At 65.2% G+C, this 16,265-nt stretch carries 13 protein-coding genes and 1 tRNA gene; 7 read left to right on the forward strand and 7 right to left on the reverse strand.

The features are described from left to right. The first annotated feature begins 33 nt into the window (after nt 1-33). Both trxA and ACZ1J6_RS09210 read left to right on the forward strand, forming a co-directional pair. Nucleotides 34-354, forward strand: a complete 321-nt coding sequence (gene trxA / locus ACZ1J6_RS09205; RefSeq protein WP_021235408.1) for a thioredoxin — start codon at nt 34-36, stop codon at nt 352-354. Nucleotides 355-556: 202 nt separating this feature from the next. Then, nucleotides 557-1,339, forward strand: a complete 783-nt coding sequence (locus ACZ1J6_RS09210) for a DUF4019 domain-containing protein (RefSeq protein WP_465128057.1) — start codon at nt 557-559, stop codon at nt 1,337-1,339. 58 nt (nt 1,340-1,397) lie between these two features. Here ACZ1J6_RS09210 and ACZ1J6_RS09215 read toward each other — a convergent pair whose 3' ends face one another. The 3 genes from ACZ1J6_RS09215 to argJ are packed head-to-tail and all read right to left on the reverse strand — an operon-like array spanning nt 1,398 to nt 4,100. Beyond that, complete coding sequence (locus ACZ1J6_RS09215) at nt 1,398-2,210, reverse strand: inositol monophosphatase family protein (RefSeq protein WP_431568367.1); 813 nt, start codon at nt 2,208-2,210, stop codon at nt 1,398-1,400. Nucleotides 2,211-2,232: 22 nt separating this feature from the next. Beyond that, entirely contained in the window at nt 2,233-2,871 is a 639-nt protein-coding gene (locus ACZ1J6_RS09220; RefSeq protein ID WP_431568368.1) for a glutathione S-transferase family protein, read from the reverse strand. 2 nt (nt 2,872-2,873) lie between these two features. Further along, nucleotides 2,874-4,100, reverse strand: a complete 1,227-nt coding sequence (gene argJ / locus ACZ1J6_RS09225; protein WP_431568369.1) for a bifunctional glutamate N-acetyltransferase/amino-acid acetyltransferase ArgJ — start codon at nt 4,098-4,100, stop codon at nt 2,874-2,876. A gap of 150 nt (nt 4,101-4,250) precedes the next feature. Here argJ and ACZ1J6_RS09230 point away from each other — a divergent pair, with 150 nt between their 5' ends. Both ACZ1J6_RS09230 and secA read left to right on the forward strand, forming a co-directional pair. Then, nucleotides 4,251-4,529: a hypothetical protein gene (locus tag ACZ1J6_RS09230; RefSeq protein ID WP_132262108.1), complete on the forward strand. Its 279-nt coding sequence runs from the start codon at nt 4,251-4,253 to the stop codon at nt 4,527-4,529. Between the two features lie 103 nt (nt 4,530-4,632). Further along, nucleotides 4,633-7,371 (forward strand): preprotein translocase subunit SecA, encoded by a 2,739-nt coding sequence (secA, locus tag ACZ1J6_RS09235; RefSeq protein ID WP_314463445.1) that lies wholly within the window; start codon nt 4,633-4,635, stop codon nt 7,369-7,371. Between the two features lie 364 nt (nt 7,372-7,735). Here the strand turns inward: secA and ACZ1J6_RS09240 are convergent, their stop codons facing one another. After that, complete coding sequence (locus tag ACZ1J6_RS09240; protein WP_132264038.1) at nt 7,736-9,079, reverse strand: GGDEF domain-containing phosphodiesterase; 1,344 nt, start codon at nt 9,077-9,079, stop codon at nt 7,736-7,738. A 151-nt stretch (nt 9,080-9,230) separates the two neighbouring features. Between ACZ1J6_RS09240 and ACZ1J6_RS09245 the strand changes: the two genes are divergently transcribed. From ACZ1J6_RS09245 to ACZ1J6_RS09255, 3 genes are all read left to right on the forward strand, one after another. Beyond that, nucleotides 9,231-10,010 (forward strand): NAD kinase, encoded by a 780-nt coding sequence (locus tag ACZ1J6_RS09245; protein ID WP_134094980.1) that lies wholly within the window; start codon nt 9,231-9,233, stop codon nt 10,008-10,010. Nucleotides 10,011-10,130: 120 nt separating this feature from the next. Beyond that, nucleotides 10,131-10,205 (forward strand) — tRNA-Asn (locus ACZ1J6_RS09250). A 207-nt stretch (nt 10,206-10,412) separates the two neighbouring features. Next, on the forward strand, nt 10,413-11,705 hold the full coding sequence (locus ACZ1J6_RS09255; RefSeq protein ID WP_243654035.1) for a sensor histidine kinase: 1,293 nt from the start codon (nt 10,413-10,415) through the stop codon (nt 11,703-11,705). 105 nt (nt 11,706-11,810) lie between these two features. Here ACZ1J6_RS09255 and mfd read toward each other — a convergent pair whose 3' ends face one another. The 3 genes from mfd to ACZ1J6_RS09270 all read right to left on the reverse strand — a co-directional run bounded on the left by mfd (nt 11,811) and on the right by ACZ1J6_RS09270 (nt 16,240). Beyond that, a complete protein-coding gene (mfd, locus tag ACZ1J6_RS09260) occupies nt 11,811-15,296 on the reverse strand; it encodes a transcription-repair coupling factor (protein WP_431568370.1) in 3,486 nt (1,161 codons plus the stop codon). 103 nt (nt 15,297-15,399) lie between these two features. Then, nucleotides 15,400-15,681 carry an FAD assembly factor SdhE gene (locus tag ACZ1J6_RS09265; RefSeq protein ID WP_132262116.1) on the reverse strand — a complete coding sequence of 94 codons (282 nt, stop codon included), beginning with the start codon at nt 15,679-15,681 and terminating at the stop codon, nt 15,400-15,402. 136 nt (nt 15,682-15,817) lie between these two features. Further along, complete coding sequence (locus tag ACZ1J6_RS09270; RefSeq protein WP_132262118.1) at nt 15,818-16,240, reverse strand: host attachment protein; 423 nt, start codon at nt 16,238-16,240, stop codon at nt 15,818-15,820. Nucleotides 16,241-16,265 lie beyond the last annotated feature (25 nt).

Below are 16,265 nucleotides of genomic sequence, written 5' to 3' on the forward strand. Positions count from 1 at the left end.
CGTTCAACCGAGATACCCGAGGAGTTTCAATTCATGGCGACCATCGCTGTTACCGACGCCAGCTTCGAACAAGACGTTCTCAAGTCCGACAAGCCCGTGCTCGTCGATTTCTGGGCGGACTGGTGCGGCCCGTGCAAGATGATTGGCCCCGCTCTGGAAGAGATCAGCGAAGAGCTTTCCGAGCAGGTGACCATCGCCAAGATGGACATCATGGCCAACACCGGCATCCCTGCCGAGATCGGCGTGAAGTCGATCCCGCTGATGGTGCTGTTCAAGGACGGCAAGCCCGTCGCCCAGAAGCTCGGCGCCGCTCCCAAGAGCGCGCTGAAGGGCTGGATCGAAGGCGAACTCTAAGCGTTCGTTGCGGCTTCGGCCGGTTCCAAGACGGATAGCAAAACCCCTTCCGCCGCGAGGCGGGAGGGGTTTTTCTTTGGGGCGAGCAGGACCGCCCGTGTGGTTCGGAAATAGCGAGGAGGACGAAAACCCTTGATCCGCGCCTTGGGTACAGATTTTTTGGGGTAGTGAAGGCAGCGCGTCGAACTTACCCGCAGAGAGTATGAACATGCCGGTGAACGATATTCTCTGGGGGCTTACCGAGAAGGAAAAACAGACCCTCCGTCTGATCGTGCGCGGCCATGATGCAAAGTCGACCGCGCGCTGCCTGGGGCTTTCCGTTCATACGATCAACGAGCGCCTTCGCGAAGCACGGCGCAAGATGGAAGTGTCGAGCAGCCGCGAGGCGGCGCGCCTGTTGCTCGATGCGGAAGGCGAAAACGGGCAGACGGCTTCCCCCAATTCCTTGGGGGACACGGCAATCGGGGATGACGCGGCGCGGCGGGAGATCGATCAGGCCAGCGCGCCGATCGGCGGCGCGGGGCGGGCGGATCGCTCTCCCCGGATCGTTACCGGAGTATTGCTCATGTCGATTGCTCTTGGCCTTCTGGCGCTAGTTACCGTTACGCAGGTTACGCCGACATCTCCCACCGAACCGGCTCCTTCGACCACGCCTGCCAGTTCGGAAGTGGTAGAGATTGCCCGTCATTGGTTGACCCTGATCGATCAGGGGCAATGGAAGAAAAGTTACGAGGGAACCGGCTCGGCCTTCCAGAAGCTGAATACGTTGGAGGTGTGGGCCGAAACCAATCAAAATGTGCGCATACCGTTAGGGCCGGTGATCTCTCGGACGTTTCTTCGTCAGGAGAACCTTCCGGCACCGCCTTCGGGGTATGAGGTCGTGAAATTCCGCACCAGTTTCGCTAATAAAGCGAACGCGGTGGAGACGGTCTCCCTCTCACGACAGGACGGCAGTTGGCGTGTCGCGGGTGTGACGATCGAATAGGGTCCGCTCGGGTTCTCCGGCTGCGAGATGTTCTTGCGTTATCGCAGACGAGTGTCCCTCAATCTTCCAGTGCGGACAAGCGGTTGGCGAGCGCTTCGAACAAGGCGGGCGAGGCGGCGCCGATCAGGCCTTTGCGGTCGAACTGGTCGACGCGGTAGGGGGTGCCGTCCGGGCGGGCGCATTTGCCGCCGGCTTCGTTGAGGAATAGGGCGCCCGCCGCGTGGTCCCAGGGCAAGGTGCGTTCGAACACCGCCACGTCGTTCTGGCCGAGGGCAAGGCGGGGGTATTGTTCGGCGGCGCAGCGGGGGATGTCGACCATGCGGTAGTGCGGGGCGACTTCGGTGCGCAGGCGTTCGCGGCGCGATTCCTCGGTGAAGATCAGCGAGATCGCGGCGACGGGCGGCTGTTCTCCGGTGGCCTGGGCGGTGAGGTGTTCCTCGTTGACCCAGGCGCCGCCGTTCAGCGAGGCGCGGCAGAAGCGGCCGGTCAGGCAGTCGAGAATCCAGCCGCCCAGCGTCTCGCCCCGGTCGGCCAGTGCGATCAGCATGCCGAAGGGGGGCTTGCCGGCCGCGAAGTTGTTAGTGCCGTCGAGCGGGTCGACGATCCAGCACAGCCGGTCCTTCAGCTTGAGCAGCTCGCTCTCGTCTGCGAAAGTGGCTTCCTCGCCCACCACCGAGGCGTCGGGGAGCAGGGCGGTGAGGCGCTCGGTGAGGATCGCTTCGCTCTCCTGGTCGGCCACGGTGACGACGTCGTTCACCGCCTTGCTGACGATCTGCGCGGCCGTAAGCGACTGGTAATGCGGCAGGATCACATCCCGCGAAACCTCGCGCATGATCGTTTCGACGGCGGCGTTGAGCGTGGGCGTGATCATGCGGGAGGCCTTTGCGGGAGGTTCAGGTGAGCGGAATCATGACCTGCTGGGCATAACCCTTGCGCTCACGGATGCGGGCGTACCATTCGGTCAGGGCCGGAAACTCGGGCCGGTCCAGCCCGAACTGGTCGAGCGGCAGGCTGAACCAGGTATAGGCGTAGACGCCCATGGGAATGTCGCCCAGGCCGAACTGTCCGCCGGAGAGCCAGGGCTTTTCGCTCAGGGCACGCTCCAGCACGGCAAGGTGGGCGATGCAGGCCTGCACGTCGCGCGCGATGGCGGGCATGTCCCACTGTTCGCGCGGGGTGCGGGCCATGGCCAGGAAGGGCACGCGCTGGGCGTCGGCATACGTGATCTGCCAGTCCATCCAGCGGTCCGCCAGCGCCCGGTCGATGGGATCGCGGGGAAACCAGCGCTCGCCGCCATATTCGGCCGCCATGTAGCGCAGGATCGCGTTCGATTCCCAGAGCGAGAGCTTGCCGTCCTCGATCATCGGCACCAGCCGGTTCGGGTTCTTCGCGAGGTACTCCTCGGTATAGCCGAACTGGCCGCCGATATCGTGGCGCACGTAGTTCAGGCCCAGCTCCTCGGCGAACCAGGCGACTTTCTTGACGTTGTGGGAGTTGAGGCGACCCCAGATCGTGAACTGCGGAGTGGCCATCGTCAGCTCCTGTAGTCGGCGTTGATGGAGATGTAGCCGTGCGTCAGGTCGCAGGTCCACACGGTGGCGGCGCCTTCGCCAAGGCCGAGATCGACCTCGATGGTGACGTCCTGCCCCTTGAGGTGGGCGGCGACGGGAGCCTCGTCGTAGTCGGCCAGCGGCAGGCCCTCGCGCGCGGCCCAGGTGCCGCCGAAGCCGATCGAGAGCTTGTCGCGGTCGGCCGGTTCGCCCGCCTTGCCCACGGCCATGACGACGCGGCCCCAGTTGGCGTCTTCACCGGCGATGGCGGTCTTCACCAGCGGCGAGTTGGCGATGGCCATGCCGACCTTGCGGGCGCTCTCGTCCGAGACGGCGCCGGAGACGGCGACCTCAATGAACTTCTGCGCGCCTTCGCCGTCGCGCACGACAAGGTGGGCAAGCTGGCGGCAGACGTCATGGATCGCGGCGGCAAAGGCATGGGCACCGGGCGAGGCGATGGTCGAGAGCGGCGCATTCCCGGCCTTGCCGGTGGCGAAGGCGAGTACGGTGTCGCTGGTGGACGTATCCGAATCGACCGTGATGCACGAGAACGTGCGGAAGTTCGCGGCCGAGAGGCATTCCTGCAGGAAGGCGGGCTCCACGGCGGCGTCGGTGAACACATAGCCGAGCATCGTCGCCATGTCCGGCGCGATCATGCCCGAACCCTTGATGACGGCGGCGAGCGTGACCTTGGTCTCGCCGATCATCGCGGTTGCCGTCGCGCCTTTGGCGAACGTGTCGGTGGTTGAGATGGTGTTGGCCACCTCTTCCCACGAGCAGGGCCCGGCGGTGAGGGCCTTCTCCACGCCTTCGCGCGCCTTGTCCTTGGGCAGCGGCACGCCGATCACGCCGGTGGAGGAGACGAAGACCTGTTCGCGCGGGCAGCCGATATGGGCGGCGACCTGGTCCATGATCTGCTCGACGGCCTCGCGCCCGCGATAGCCGGTGAAGGCGTTGGAATTGCCCGCGTTGACGACAAGCGCGCGGGCCTGGCCCTGCTTCACGTTGTCACGGCCAAGTTCGACTTCGCTGGAGCAGCAGAGGTTCTTCGTGAACACCCCGGCGACGGCCGTGCCTTCGTCCAGCTCCACATAAGTCAGGTCGCATCGGCCCCAGTCCTTGTACCCGGCGCGCACGACGTGCGGCGTGACGCCGGCGATCGGCGGCATGGCGGGGAAGGGCGAGGCGAGCGGGGAGGTGGGATAGGCCATGGCGGGTGCGTAGCGCGTGGGTGTGACAGGTCAAGAGTCGCTGCATCGGCGAAGTAACGGAGAAGTCCTGCGGCGATCTTCCGTGCGTAATTTGGGGCGCGGCGCTCTCTTGTGTGGACACGGGGTCAAGCGCCCCCTATCTGGTCCGCCATGGCAAATCGCCTGCTCTTGACCCTGCTGGCCCTGTTGACGGGTTTTGCCGCGCAGATCGGCCCTGCCGAAGCGCGCGCTTCGCAGGTGGCGAGCCTGCAGGTCGTGCTGACCGAAGCCGCCGTCGCCGCCAAGGCGCCGCGTGCCCCGGTCGCCCTTGCCCAGCTTCCCGAACCCGGATTGCGCAATACCCGCCGTCATGCGCCGCCGCTGGTGGCCGCGCCGGTTTCGCGCATGATCCCCGCGGTTCTGACCGGGATAGACCGCGCGCGCGAATAAGCGCGCTGCCCATTCGCTCTTTTGCGAAACCTTTCCCGTGCCTGCGCGCTACGCAGGCGCGCTTATCCGACATACGCATTCACGAAAAACAGGGATCTCCGCCATGTTCGGCGCCATCGCCAAGTCCATTTTCGGTTCGTCCAACGAACGCTACGTCAAGTCGCTCGACAAGATCGTCGCCCAGATCAACGCCTTCGAACCCGCTTTCGAGGCCATGAGCGACGAGGAACTGGCCGGGCAGACCGCCAAGTTCCGCGAAATGCTGGCCAATGGCAGCACGCTCGACCAGATCATGCCCGAAGCTTTCGCCACCGTGCGCGAAGCCTCGAAGCGCGTGTTCGGCATGCGCCATTTCGACGTGCAGATGATCGGCGGCATGGTGCTCCACCGCGGCGAGATCGCCGAAATGCGCACGGGTGAGGGCAAGACCCTGGTGGCCACCACCGCCACTTACCTCAATGCGCTTGAGGGCAAGGGCGTCCACATCGTCACCGTCAACGACTACCTCGCCCGCCGCGATGCCGAGCAGATGGGCAAGCTCCACAACTTCCTCGGCCTCACCATCGGCGTGATCGTGCCGAACCTCAACGAGTACGAACGCCGCGAAGCCTATGGCGCCGACATCACTTACGGCACCAACAACGAATTCGGCTTCGATTACCTGCGCGACAACATGAAGCACGAGCGCAGCCAGATGGTGCAGCGCCCCTTCAACTTCGCGATCGTCGACGAAGTGGACTCCATCCTCATCGACGAGGCGCGCACCCCGCTCATCATCTCGGGCCCGACCGACGACAAGTCGGAACTTTACATGCAGGTCGACGCGGTCGTTAAGCAGTTCGTCCCCGAAGACTACGAGATGGACGAGAAGACCAAGAACATCAATCTGACCGAGGACGGCGTCGAGAAGGCCGAGCGCATGCTCGAAGCCGCCGGTCTGCTGGTGGGATCGAACCTCTACGACGTCGAGAACACCCAGGTGGTCCACCACCTCGACCAGAGCCTCAAGGGCGTGGTCATGTTCAAGCGCGACATCGACTACATCGTCAAGGACGGCAAAGTCGTCATCATCGACGAGTTCACCGGGCGCATGATGGATGGCCGCCGCTGGTCGAACGGCCTGCACCAGGCCGTGGAAGCCAAGGAAGGCGTCCGCATCGAGCCCGAGAACCAGACGCTCGCCTCGATCACCTTCCAGAACTACTTCCGCATGTATCCCAAGCTTTCGGGCATGACCGGCACGGCCGCCACCGAAGCGCCGGAATTCTACGACATCTACAAGATGAACGTCGTCACCATCCCGACCAACGTGCCGGTGCAGCGCGTCGACGAGGAAGACGAGTTCTACAAGAACACGCACGACAAGTTCGGCGCCATCGCCAAGCTCATCCGTGAGCGCTACGAAACCGGCCAGCCGGTGCTCGTCGGCACCGTGTCGATCGAGAAGTCGGAACTGCTGTCGGACTTCCTCAACAAGGAAGGCGTCAAGCACTCGGTGTTGAACGCGCGTTTCCACGAGATGGAAGCGCATATCGTCGCGCAGGCGGGTTCGCTGGGCGCCGTGACGATCGCCACCAACATGGCGGGCCGCGGCACCGACATCCAGCTGGGCGGCAACGTCGAGTTCCGCGTCGAGGACGAGCTGCGCGACATGCCCGAGGGGCCGGAGCGCAACGAGGCGATCGCGCGCATCAAGCTGGAAGTGGCCGAGCAGAAGCGCCTGGTGCTCGAAGCCGGCGGCCTCTGCGTGATCGGCACCGAGCGCCACGAAAGCCGCCGCATCGACAACCAGCTGCGCGGCCGTTCGGGCCGTCAGGGTGATCCGGGCCTTTCGAAGTTCTATCTCTGCCTGGAGGACGACCTCCTGCGCATCTTCGGCCCGGACACGCTCTTCGCCAAGATGATGAACAGCAACCTGGCCGATGGCGAGGCGATCGGTTCGAAGTGGCTGTCCAAGGCGATCGAGACCGCGCAGAAGAAGGTCGAGGCGCGCAACTACGAAGTCCGCAAGCAGGTCGTTGAATACGATGACGTGATGAACGACCAGCGCAAGGTCATCTACGAGCAGCGCGCCGACATCATGGATTCGGAAACGGTCGACGAAGTCGTGGTCGACATGCGCAACGACACCGTCAACGCCATCGTCGCCGACACCTGCCCGGCCGGCTCCTATCCCGAGCACTGGAACCTGCCGGAACTCAAGGCGCGGGCGCTGGATATCCTGGCGGTGGACGTGCCGATCGAGGATTGGATCGAGGAAAACGGCATCGATCCCGAAGTGGTCGAAGAGCGCATCGCCGCCATGGCCAACGAGCACATGGCCGCCAAGATGTCGCAGGACGATCCCGCGATCTGGCGCCAGGTCGAGAAGTCGATCCTGCTCGACCGGCTCGATCACTACTGGAAGGAGCACCTTTCCACCCTCGACGCGCTGCGTCAGGTGGTGTTCCTGCGCGCCTATGCCCAGAAGACCCCGATCAACGAGTACAAGACCGAGGCCTTCAGCCTGTTCGAACGCCTGCTCGACCAGATCCGCGAAGACGTGACGCGCATTCTCTCGGTGAGCGAACTGCGCATTCCGGAACCTGCCGGACTGCCGGAACTCCCGGACTTCCTGACCGGCCACATCGATCCGCTGACCGGCCTCGACAATTCGAACGATGGCGATGGCTCGGCCTTCATGCCGGAACTGTTCGGCTCGCTGGCAGGCAGCCCGCAGGCCAATGTCGGTGCGGGTGCCGCGGGAGAAAACCCCTATGCGGACCTGCCGATCAGCCGCAACGCGCCGTGCCCCTGCGGTTCGGGCCAGAAGTACAAGCACTGCCACGGCGCCTTGGCGTAACGGGTAGAGTTAAAGGAAACTGTCGTCCCGGACTTGATCCGGGACCGCGGGCAAAGCCACGCGCGCTTTCAGAAAGGCTGAAAGCGCGCGTTTTGCTGTGAAGGTTGATCTAGCGGCTTCGGTTTAGCGCGATGGGTTTGTCATCTTCGCCGTTGCAACAGCCGCTCGCGGTTATCCAAACCGCTCGCGGTTATCCAAGTCCCTCTCGCAATTATCCCCCCTCCTCATTGCGAGCGTAGCGAAGCAATCCAGGGCGGCTCTGCGCGGCTCTGGATTGCTTCGCTACGCTCGCAATGACGAAAGGAGGGGAAGGCGGCTAACGAACGAGAGGGGACGGAATGCCGAACTCGCACCCCGACCCCCGTCAGTCCTTCGGCTTCTCGCCGCCGACCCGCGCCAGCTTGGCGAACATCGCCACCGACATCGGCTGGGCGCGCAGGAAGCCCTGGTAATAGGCGCAGCCCTCGCGCGCGGCGACGACGCGCTGTTCTTCTTCCTCGATGCCCTCGGCAATGACTTCGAGGTCCAGCGCCCGCGCCATGGCGACGATCGCGCGCAGCACCGCCACGTCGCGGCGGTCGGTGGCGACGCCTTCGATCATCGTGCGGTCCAGCTTGAGATAGTGGATCGGCAGGACCTTGAGATAGCGGAAGTTGCAGAACCCCGCGCCGAAGTCGTCCAGGGCGATGCGAATGCCCTGCGAGGAGAATTCCGCCATCATCTGCGCGGTCTGGGTAATGTCGCTGATGAGCGATTGCTCGGTGATCTCCAGCGTCAGTCGGCGCGGCGGAAAACCGCTCTCGCGCACGAGGTCCAGCATCTGGCGCACATACGTGCCGAAGGCGAGGTCGGCCGGGGTGACATTGATCGAAAGGCGCAAGTCGCCCGGCCACTGCCCCGCCGCCGCCATCGCCTTGGCGGCGATGTGGCGCGAGAGCGGGCCGATGTGGTCGGCGCGCTCGGCAATCGCGAAGAGGGCGCCCGCGCCGATGCGGCCGAGGACGGGGTGATTCCAGCGGGCGAGGGCCTCGGCGCCGGTGAGCGATTCGTCCACCAGGCTGAACTGCGGCTGGAACAGGATCTCGATCTCGTCACCGTCGATGGCGCCCAGGAGGTCCGCTTCGAGCTGCGCGGCCGATCGGCCCGGCACGGTGACTTCGCCGTCCGCCCAGCCCAGCCGCGTGGCGGACTGGTCCTGCAGGCCTGTCAGCGCATGGCCGAGCCGGTCCAGCATCGAATCGACGCTTTCCCCGGTGAGGGCGCGAATCAGGGCGATGCGCGGCGAAAGGCGCAGCACGCCGGTAGGCAGCGCGATCGGGCGGGCAATCGCGTCGGCCAGCTGGTCGGCCACGAGGTGCCAGCGCTCGCGGCTGCAGGCCTCGTTGGCGACGAGCACGAAGGAGCCACCGCCGGCGCGGGCCACCAGCCAGGGTCCGTCGAGTTCCTCGCCCGCGAAATGGGCAATGCGGCCGGCGACTTCCTCAAGGGCGCCGTCGCCCGCTTCGGCGCCGTAGGCCATGTTGATCGTGTCGAGCCGCCGCAGCGCCACCAGCATGGCATGGACATGGGCATGTTGCGGCGCGCTTTCGGCGTCGCTGCGCCACCCGGCGATGCGTTCGCGCACGGCTTCGAGGCCGGGAATCCCGGTCAGTCTGTCTTCAAGCCGGCGGGCATGGCCTCGCGGCAGCCCCTTGCGTCGTTCGCCCATCGCGAGTGCTATAGCCAAAGGCCTTGCCAAACGATGCAAAATTCGAAAGGTCCGCGGCATGAAAAGGGCTTCAAAATGAGACGGGCGCCGATGCATTCTTCGGAACGGGCCTCCCTTTCGGTGCGAGCGCCGCTTTACGCCGGGGATTTCAATGGCTGACGTACCCACGCTGGGACTGATCGTATCGGACAGCGCCAAGGCCCAATATGGCGCGGCGGAGCTTCGGCGTGCGCACGCCTGGGTCGATCCGGCAGAGGCCGAGGTGCTGGTGGTGGTGGGCGGCGACGGCTTCCTGCTGCATGTCCTGCATGAAATGCTCGACCGCGATGTGATAAAGCCCGTCTACGGCATGAACCTCGGGACGGTGGGCTTCCTGATGAACGGCCCGCACGACGGGGTGCCGATCGCCGATCGCATTGCCGAGGCGCATGCCGTGCCGGTGCGGCCGTTGCAGATGCATGCCACCAGCCACGATGGCCGCAGCTTCGTCTATTACGCGATCAACGAGGTCTCGCTGCTGCGCGAGACGCGCCAGACGGCGAAGCTGGAAGTGACGATCAACGGCAAAGTGCGGATGGAGGAGCTTGTCGGCGACGGCGTGCTCGTGGCCACGCCGGTCGGGTCCACGGCCTACAACCTGTCGGCCAATGGGCCGATCCTGCCGCTGGGTTCGCGGATGCTGGCGTTGACCCCGCTCAGCCCCTTCCGCCCCCGCCGCTGGAAAGGCGCGATCCTTCCCGAGAGCGCCGAAGTGGAATTCCGTATCCGCGAGCCCGGCAAGCGGCCCGTCGCCGCCGTGGCCGACCAGAAGGAAGTCCGCGACGTGAAGACCGTGCGCATCGTCGCCAATGCGGAGAAGGAGCTGACCCTGCTGTTCGACCCGGGCTTCACGCTGGAAGAACGCATCTTCGCGGAGCAGTTCCAGGTCTGACCGCGGGTATCGACCTGTGGAAAAGTTTTCTCGACATTTTCATTACAGAGTGCTTGCCAACCCCGAATACCCCTTTTATAGGCGCACTCCTGCCCGGCGGTGGTAACACTGACAGGCTGCTCCCCGATAGCTCAGCGGTAGAGCATTCGACTGTTAATCGAATGGCCGTAGGTTCGAATCCTACTCGGGGAGCCACTTCTTTCTTCCCTCCGGACCGGAGGAAGAAAGCAAGTCGCTCTGCACCTTACATGCATTTGAGCAAGGGTTTGCGGCAAGGCCGCAAGTGTCAAAACGTTTCCCAACTCCACTTCGCATTGACGAACGGCGCATCCGGTGAGAGCGCTGGTTATGGGCGCCCCCGCTAGATCGCGAATGACAATCGGGCATCCTGCGAGAGGAAACGTGGTCCGAATCAGCATCCCGCGCCTGGCGGTCCTAGCTGCCGTCGTCTTTCTGGGGCTTGGCATCGTCCAGTTGATCGGCAGCCTGCTGTTCTACCAGGCGATCGACCGGCAGACCCTGCGCGCCGACCATGCGCGGCGAATTGCGGAACTCATCGTCGTCAGCGACCGCATTCATTCGCTCGAACCGAATCTGGCGGCACCGATCATGACGACCGGACATCTCAAGGCGGAGTTCTCGCCCGAACCGGCGGTTCGTGCGATGATGGATTCGGATACGCTGCACAAGATCGCCGGGCAGGTGATCGAATGGGAACCCTCGCTCGCCTCGCGTCCGCTCAATCTCGCCACGGCCGATGCCAGCGGCGGCAAGAGCGACCTGATCGGGTCGATCCGCCTCGACGACGGCAAGTGGCTGAATTTCCGCTCGCGCGACATCACTTCGATGTGGCCCATAGCGCTGCGGGCCAGCGCGCTGATGTTCTGCACGGCGCTGGCCTGTATCGCCATCGGTCTGATCGCCCTCAGGCTCCTGACCAATCCGCTGCGCCGCCTGACGCAGGCCGCCGACGCCATCGGCCACGGCCAGCGGGTGGAGATCCGCGAGAGCGGGCCGGAGGACCTTCGCAATCTCGCCCATTCGATGAATGTCATGCAGGAGCGGATCGCCCGCCTGCTCGAAGACCAGGCGCGGTCGTTCGAAGCGATCAGCCACGACTTGCGCACACCGCTCTCACGCCAGCAGATCGCCACCGATCTCATCGACGATCCCGAGATCTCCGAGATCATGCAGGCCAGCATTGATGAGATGGAAGGCCTTCTGGCCTCGCTCCAGGGATACCTGAGGGCGCAGCACATGTCTGCCGAGGCCGAACCGGTCGATCTGGGCGAATTGGTGCGGGCGGTGATCGCGCCTTATGAAGATCGTGCGCGACTGTCCGGCGCGGACAAAGTCGTGGTCGAGAGCTTCCCCCAGCCGCTGGCCCTGGCGACAGGCGCGCTGGTCGAGAACGCGATCCACTTCGGGGGCCGGGCCGAGGTCGCGATCCGCCGCGAAGGCGCGGACTGGCTCATCGAAGTGGAGGACACCGGCCCCGGCATTCCGCCCGGTCATTTCCAGGACGTGCTGACGCCGTTCTTCCGGCTCGACGAGGCGCGTACCCGCGATACGCCGGGCTTCGGCCTGGGCATCCCCACCGCGCACCGGCTGATGATGCGTTTCGGGGGTGACCTGTCCTTCGCTACGTCGCCCTGCGGCGGGCTGATCGCGCGGATCAGGGTGCCGTTGATGTAGATCGGCGCGTCAGCGGCCTCGGCTTGTCCGGGGGGATCCGCGCACGTCCGTCATCCCGAACTGGTTTCAGGATGACGGGCGTGGAGGCGCGGTGTCGTTGTCGGTTCAGCCCTTGCGGGCGACCGAGGCCAGGCCCTTGGTCAGTTGCAGCAGGCCGTTCAGGCGGCTTTTCGGATCGCCCCAGGCGCGCTGCAGGACCAGCTTGTTGTCCGGACGGAGCTTGACGGTGCCCTGGAGGCGCTCGGCATAGGCGATGAGGCCAGCCGGGTTCGGGAAGCTGTCGTTGTGGAAGCTGACGAGAGTGCCGCGCGGGCCGACGTCGATCTTGGCGATATGCGCCTCGATCGCCTGACGCTTGATCTGGATGAGCTTGATGAGATTCGAGGTCGCCGAGGGCAGGGGGCCGAAGCGGTCGATCATCTCGGCCGAGAGCGATTCGATCTCGTCCTTGCTGTCCGCATCGTTGAGGCGGCGATAGAGCGCCATGCGCACGGCCAGATCCGGGACGTATTCCTCTGGGATCATGATCGGCGCTTCCACCGTGATCTGCGGGGACAGGCCGGAGGTATCCTTCTCCAGGCCCACCCCGCCTGCGCGGGCGGCCAGGATCGCGTCTTCCAGCATCGACTGGTAGAGTTCGAAGCCCACCTCGCGGATATGGCCCGACTGCTCGTCGCCCAGGAGGTTGCCGGCGCCGCGAATGTCCAGGTCGTGGCTGGCCAGCTGGAAGCCGGCGCCCAGGGAATCGAGGTCGCTCAGGACCTTGAGCCGCTTTTCGGCCACTTCGGAAAGAGCATTGCCGGCAGGGGTCGTCAGGTAGGCATAAGCGCGGAGCTTGGATCGGCCCACGCGGCCGCGCAACTGGTAGAGCTGGGCCAGGCCGAAGCGGTCGGCGCGGTGGATGATGATCGTGTTGGCGCGCGGAATGTCGATGCCGCTCTCGACGATGGTGGTCGAGAGCAGGACCTCGTACTTGCCTTCGTAGAAGGCGCTCATGCGCTCTTCCACTTCACCCGCGCTCATCTGGCCGTGGGCGGAGATGACCTTCACCTCGGGCACGTTCTTGGCCAGCCATTCCTCGACTTCGGCCATGTCGGTGATGCGGGGCACGACGATGAAGCTCTGGCCGCCGCGATGGTGTTCGCGCAGCAGGGCCTCGCGCATCACCATCTCGTCCCATTCCATCACGTAAGTGCGCACCGCCAGGCGGTCGACCGGCGGGGTCTGGATGGTCGAGAGTTCGCGTAGGCCGCTCATTGCCATCTGCAAGGTGCGCGGGATCGGCGTGGCGGTGAGCGTCAGGACGTGAACGTCGGTGCGAAGCTGCTTCAGCCGCTCCTTGTGGTTCACGCCGAAGCGCTGTTCCTCGTCGACGATGACGAGGCCGAGGCGCTTGAAATTGACCGTTTTCGACAGGATCGCATGCGTGCCGCAGACGACATCCATAGTGCCGGCGGAGAGCCCGTCGCGCGTTGCCTTGGCTTCCTTTTCAGGAACGAGGCGCGAGAGACGGCCCACTTCCAGCGGAAAGCCGTTGAAGCGCTCGGCAAAGCTTGAATAGTGCTGGCGCGCGAGCAGGGTGGTCGGCGCGACCACCGCGACCTGCTGGCCGGCCATGGCCGCAACGAAAGCGGCGCGCAGGGCCACTTCGGTCTTGCCGAAGCCCACGTCGCCGCAGACCAGGCGGTCCATCGGCTTGCCCTCGGCAAGGTCGCCCAGCACGTCGTCGATGGCGTGTTCCTGGTCCTCGGTTTCCTGCCAGGGGAACCGGTCCACGAACTGATCGTAGGAGGACTTTTCGGGTAGCAGCGCGGGCGCGACGCGAAGGGCGCGCTCGGCGGCGGTCTTCATCAGTTCGCCCGCGATCTCGCGGATGCGCTCCTTCAGCTTGGCGCGGCGTTTCTGCCATGCCTCGCCGCCCAGCTTGTCCAGCGCGACGCCTTCCGCCTCGCTGCCATAGCGCGAGAGAACGTCGAGGTTTTCGACCGGGATGTAGAGCTTGTCGCCGCCTGCGTAAGTCAGCATCACGCAGTCGTGGGGCGACTGGCCGACCGGGATCGACTGGAGCCCTTCGTAGCGGCCGATGCCGTGGTCCATGTGGACGATCAGGTCACCCGGCGTCAGTGCCGCCAGTTCGGCGAGGAAGGCGTCCGAATCCTTCTTCTTTTTCTTCCGGCGGACCAGGCGGTCGCCGAGAATGTCCTGCTCGGTGACGACTTCGACGGTATCGTTGGAAAAGCCGGTTTCCAGCGGCAGCACCAGCGCGGCGCTACGCCCCTGAACCGCCAGGCCGAGCGCTTCCTGCCAGGTATCGGCGAGCCGCGGTTCCGGGCCTTGCGCTTCGCCCAGGATCGAGACGAGGCGGGCGCGGCTGCCGGTGGAATAGGCGGCCAGGATCGCCTTGCGGCCGGTCTTGGCGACGGCGTGCAAGTGCCTGGCGGCGGCTTCGTAGGCATTGTCGCCGCGCGCCCGTTCGGGCGTGAAGTCGCGGGCATTGCCGAAGCCGAAGTCGATGACCGTTTTCGATTCGGGCTGCGCGAAAGGATCGGCGCGGTGAACCGGGAAGGCAGCGACGGCCTGCTCGAATTCCTCGCGCGCGAGATAGAGCGCGTCGGTCGCCAGCGGGCGGTAGGATCCCGCCTTCTGCCCCGAGGTTTCGAGGCGGGCCTTGTGATAGTCCGCGATGTCGTTGAAGCGCTCGTCCGTGGCGCCCAGGGCGGAGCTGTCGATCACCAGCAGGTCATCGTCCGCAAGGTGATCGAACACCGTGACCAGGCGATCCTCGAACAGCGGCAGCCAGTGCTCCATGCCGGCAAGGCGGCGGCCGTCGCTGACGGCCTGGTAGAGCGGGTCGGCCGTGGCATTGGCGCCGAACATCTCGCGGTAGCGGGCGCGGAAGCGCTTGACGCTGTCGTCGTCGATCAGCGCCTCGCTCGCGGGGAGAAGGAGGTGTTCTTGCACCGATCCGGTCGTGCGCTGGGTGCCGGTGTCGAACAGGCGCAGCGTTTCCAGCTCGTCACCGAAGAAGTCGAGGCGCAGGCCGCCATCCAGCCCCGAAGGGACGATGTCGAAGATCGAGCCACGCACGGCGAATTCGCCGGCGTCGATGGCGGTATCGCTGCGCTGGTAGCCCTGGCGGCGCAGCAACGCGATCAGGCTCTCGTGGCCGATGTCGAGATTGGGCTTGAGCAGGCGCACCGATTCGCGGATGCGGAACGGCGTGAGCACCCGCTGCAGCACGGCATTGGCGGTCGTGACCAGAAGCTGCGGGCCGGAGCGCTTCTGCTGAAGCCGGTGCAACGCGGCCAGGCGGCGCGCGCTGACCGAGAGCGCAGGGCTGGCGCGGTCGTAGGGCAGGCAGTCCCAGGCCGGGAATTCGACGACGTCCAGTTCCGGCGCGAAGAACTGCGCGGCATCGGCCACGGCGCGCATGGCGCTTTCGTTGTCGGCGATGAAGACCGCGCGGCCGTTTCCGGCCTTGCTTGCCGCGGCGCGGGCAAGATCCGCCATGACCAGCGGCTGTGCCCCCCGCGTCACCGAGGCGAGGGTCAGGGGCGAAGTCGCCGCGAGAATACGTTGGAAGTCGGTCATCTGGTCGTTGTTGGGCCTTCGACAAGCTCAGGCTGAGCGGGTCCGAGAGTTTGCGTCATTCTCTGCTCATGCCGCGTTCCGAGCGTGCCGAGGGGGCACGGCATCAACGCGGAATGTCGACGTAATCGAGCTTCATCATGCGGTCCATGAGCGGGCCGCGATATTCTTCGGGGATCGACAGGGTGCCGAGCGCCCAGGCCATGATGTCCACGTCCTCTTCCTCGATCATCTTTTCGAAGAGGTCGAGATCGCTGCCGGACCATTCGGCGTGAAACCGGTCGAAGTAGCAGCCGATCATGTAGTCGGCCTCGCGCGTGCCGCGATGCCAGGCGCGAAACTTCAGTTTGGCGAGACGCGCTGCGGCTTGAGGCGAAAGTTCGGTCATATCCGCGCCGTTACCGCGCCGCGCCGGTTGGGGCAAGGTTCGGCGGGGCAACCTTGGCCTTGAGGAACGAACGAGCGGCGCCCGCCGGGATCTCTCGCGATCCTCCCGGCAGGCGCCGTCGGGTCTGTCGGCGCGCTTAGCGCTGGAACACCTTGATGATCTCTTCGCTCGGGCGGCCGGTCATCGTCTTGGGCACTTCGGTCAGCAGAGCGCCCTTCAGTTCCTTGTGATAATGGCGCCGCATCTCGCCCAGCGAGCGGGGATCGGCGACGATCACCAGTTGATCGATCTCCCGGTCCAGCACCTGCTGGTTGAGCCAGCCGGCCACGGCGGCGGCGTGGGCGCTTTCGTCCAGGGCGTCGTTGCTGCCGTCGCCGGTACGCGCCTGATGGCGCTTCTGGGCATCATGGCGGCGGAACCCCGCGCTGAAGTTGGTCGGTTCGAGGTCCGGGGTCTCCAGCGAGGTGAGCCTGGGTGCGGCTTCGCGCCCCGAGTTGCGATAAAGTTCGAAGTTTTCACCGTCGACGATCGCGAACACGGTTCCGTGCGGAAGAAGCATGCATTTCTCCTATGCTGGTGGGGGG

It is taken from the genome of Novosphingobium sp. BL-S-21, assembly GCF_055521655.1.

Coding starts and splice junctions, on each gene's coding strand:
- trxA (WP_021235408.1), top strand. CDS start 34: ATGGCGACCATCGCTGTTACCGACGCCAGCTTCGAACAAGACGTTCTC.
- ACZ1J6_RS09210 (WP_465128057.1), top strand. CDS start 557: ATGAACATGCCGGTGAACGATATTCTCTGGGGGCTTACCGAGAAGGAA.
- ACZ1J6_RS09215 (WP_431568367.1), bottom strand. CDS start 2,210: ATGATCACGCCCACGCTCAACGCCGCCGTCGAAACGATCATGCGCGAG.
- ACZ1J6_RS09220 (WP_431568368.1), bottom strand. CDS start 2,871: ATGGCCACTCCGCAGTTCACGATCTGGGGTCGCCTCAACTCCCACAAC.
- argJ (WP_431568369.1), bottom strand. CDS start 4,100: ATGGCCTATCCCACCTCCCCGCTCGCCTCGCCCTTCCCCGCCATGCCG.
- ACZ1J6_RS09230 (WP_132262108.1), top strand. CDS start 4,251: ATGGCAAATCGCCTGCTCTTGACCCTGCTGGCCCTGTTGACGGGTTTT.
- secA (WP_314463445.1), top strand. CDS start 4,633: ATGTTCGGCGCCATCGCCAAGTCCATTTTCGGTTCGTCCAACGAACGC.
- ACZ1J6_RS09240 (WP_132264038.1), bottom strand. CDS start 9,079: ATGGGCGAACGACGCAAGGGGCTGCCGCGAGGCCATGCCCGCCGGCTT.
- ACZ1J6_RS09245 (WP_134094980.1), top strand. CDS start 9,231: ATGGCTGACGTACCCACGCTGGGACTGATCGTATCGGACAGCGCCAAG.
- mfd (WP_431568370.1), bottom strand. CDS start 15,296: ATGACCGACTTCCAACGTATTCTCGCGGCGACTTCGCCCCTGACCCTC.
- ACZ1J6_RS09265 (WP_132262116.1), bottom strand. CDS start 15,681: ATGACCGAACTTTCGCCTCAAGCCGCAGCGCGTCTCGCCAAACTGAAG.
- ACZ1J6_RS09270 (WP_132262118.1), bottom strand. CDS start 16,240: ATGCTTCTTCCGCACGGAACCGTGTTCGCGATCGTCGACGGTGAAAAC.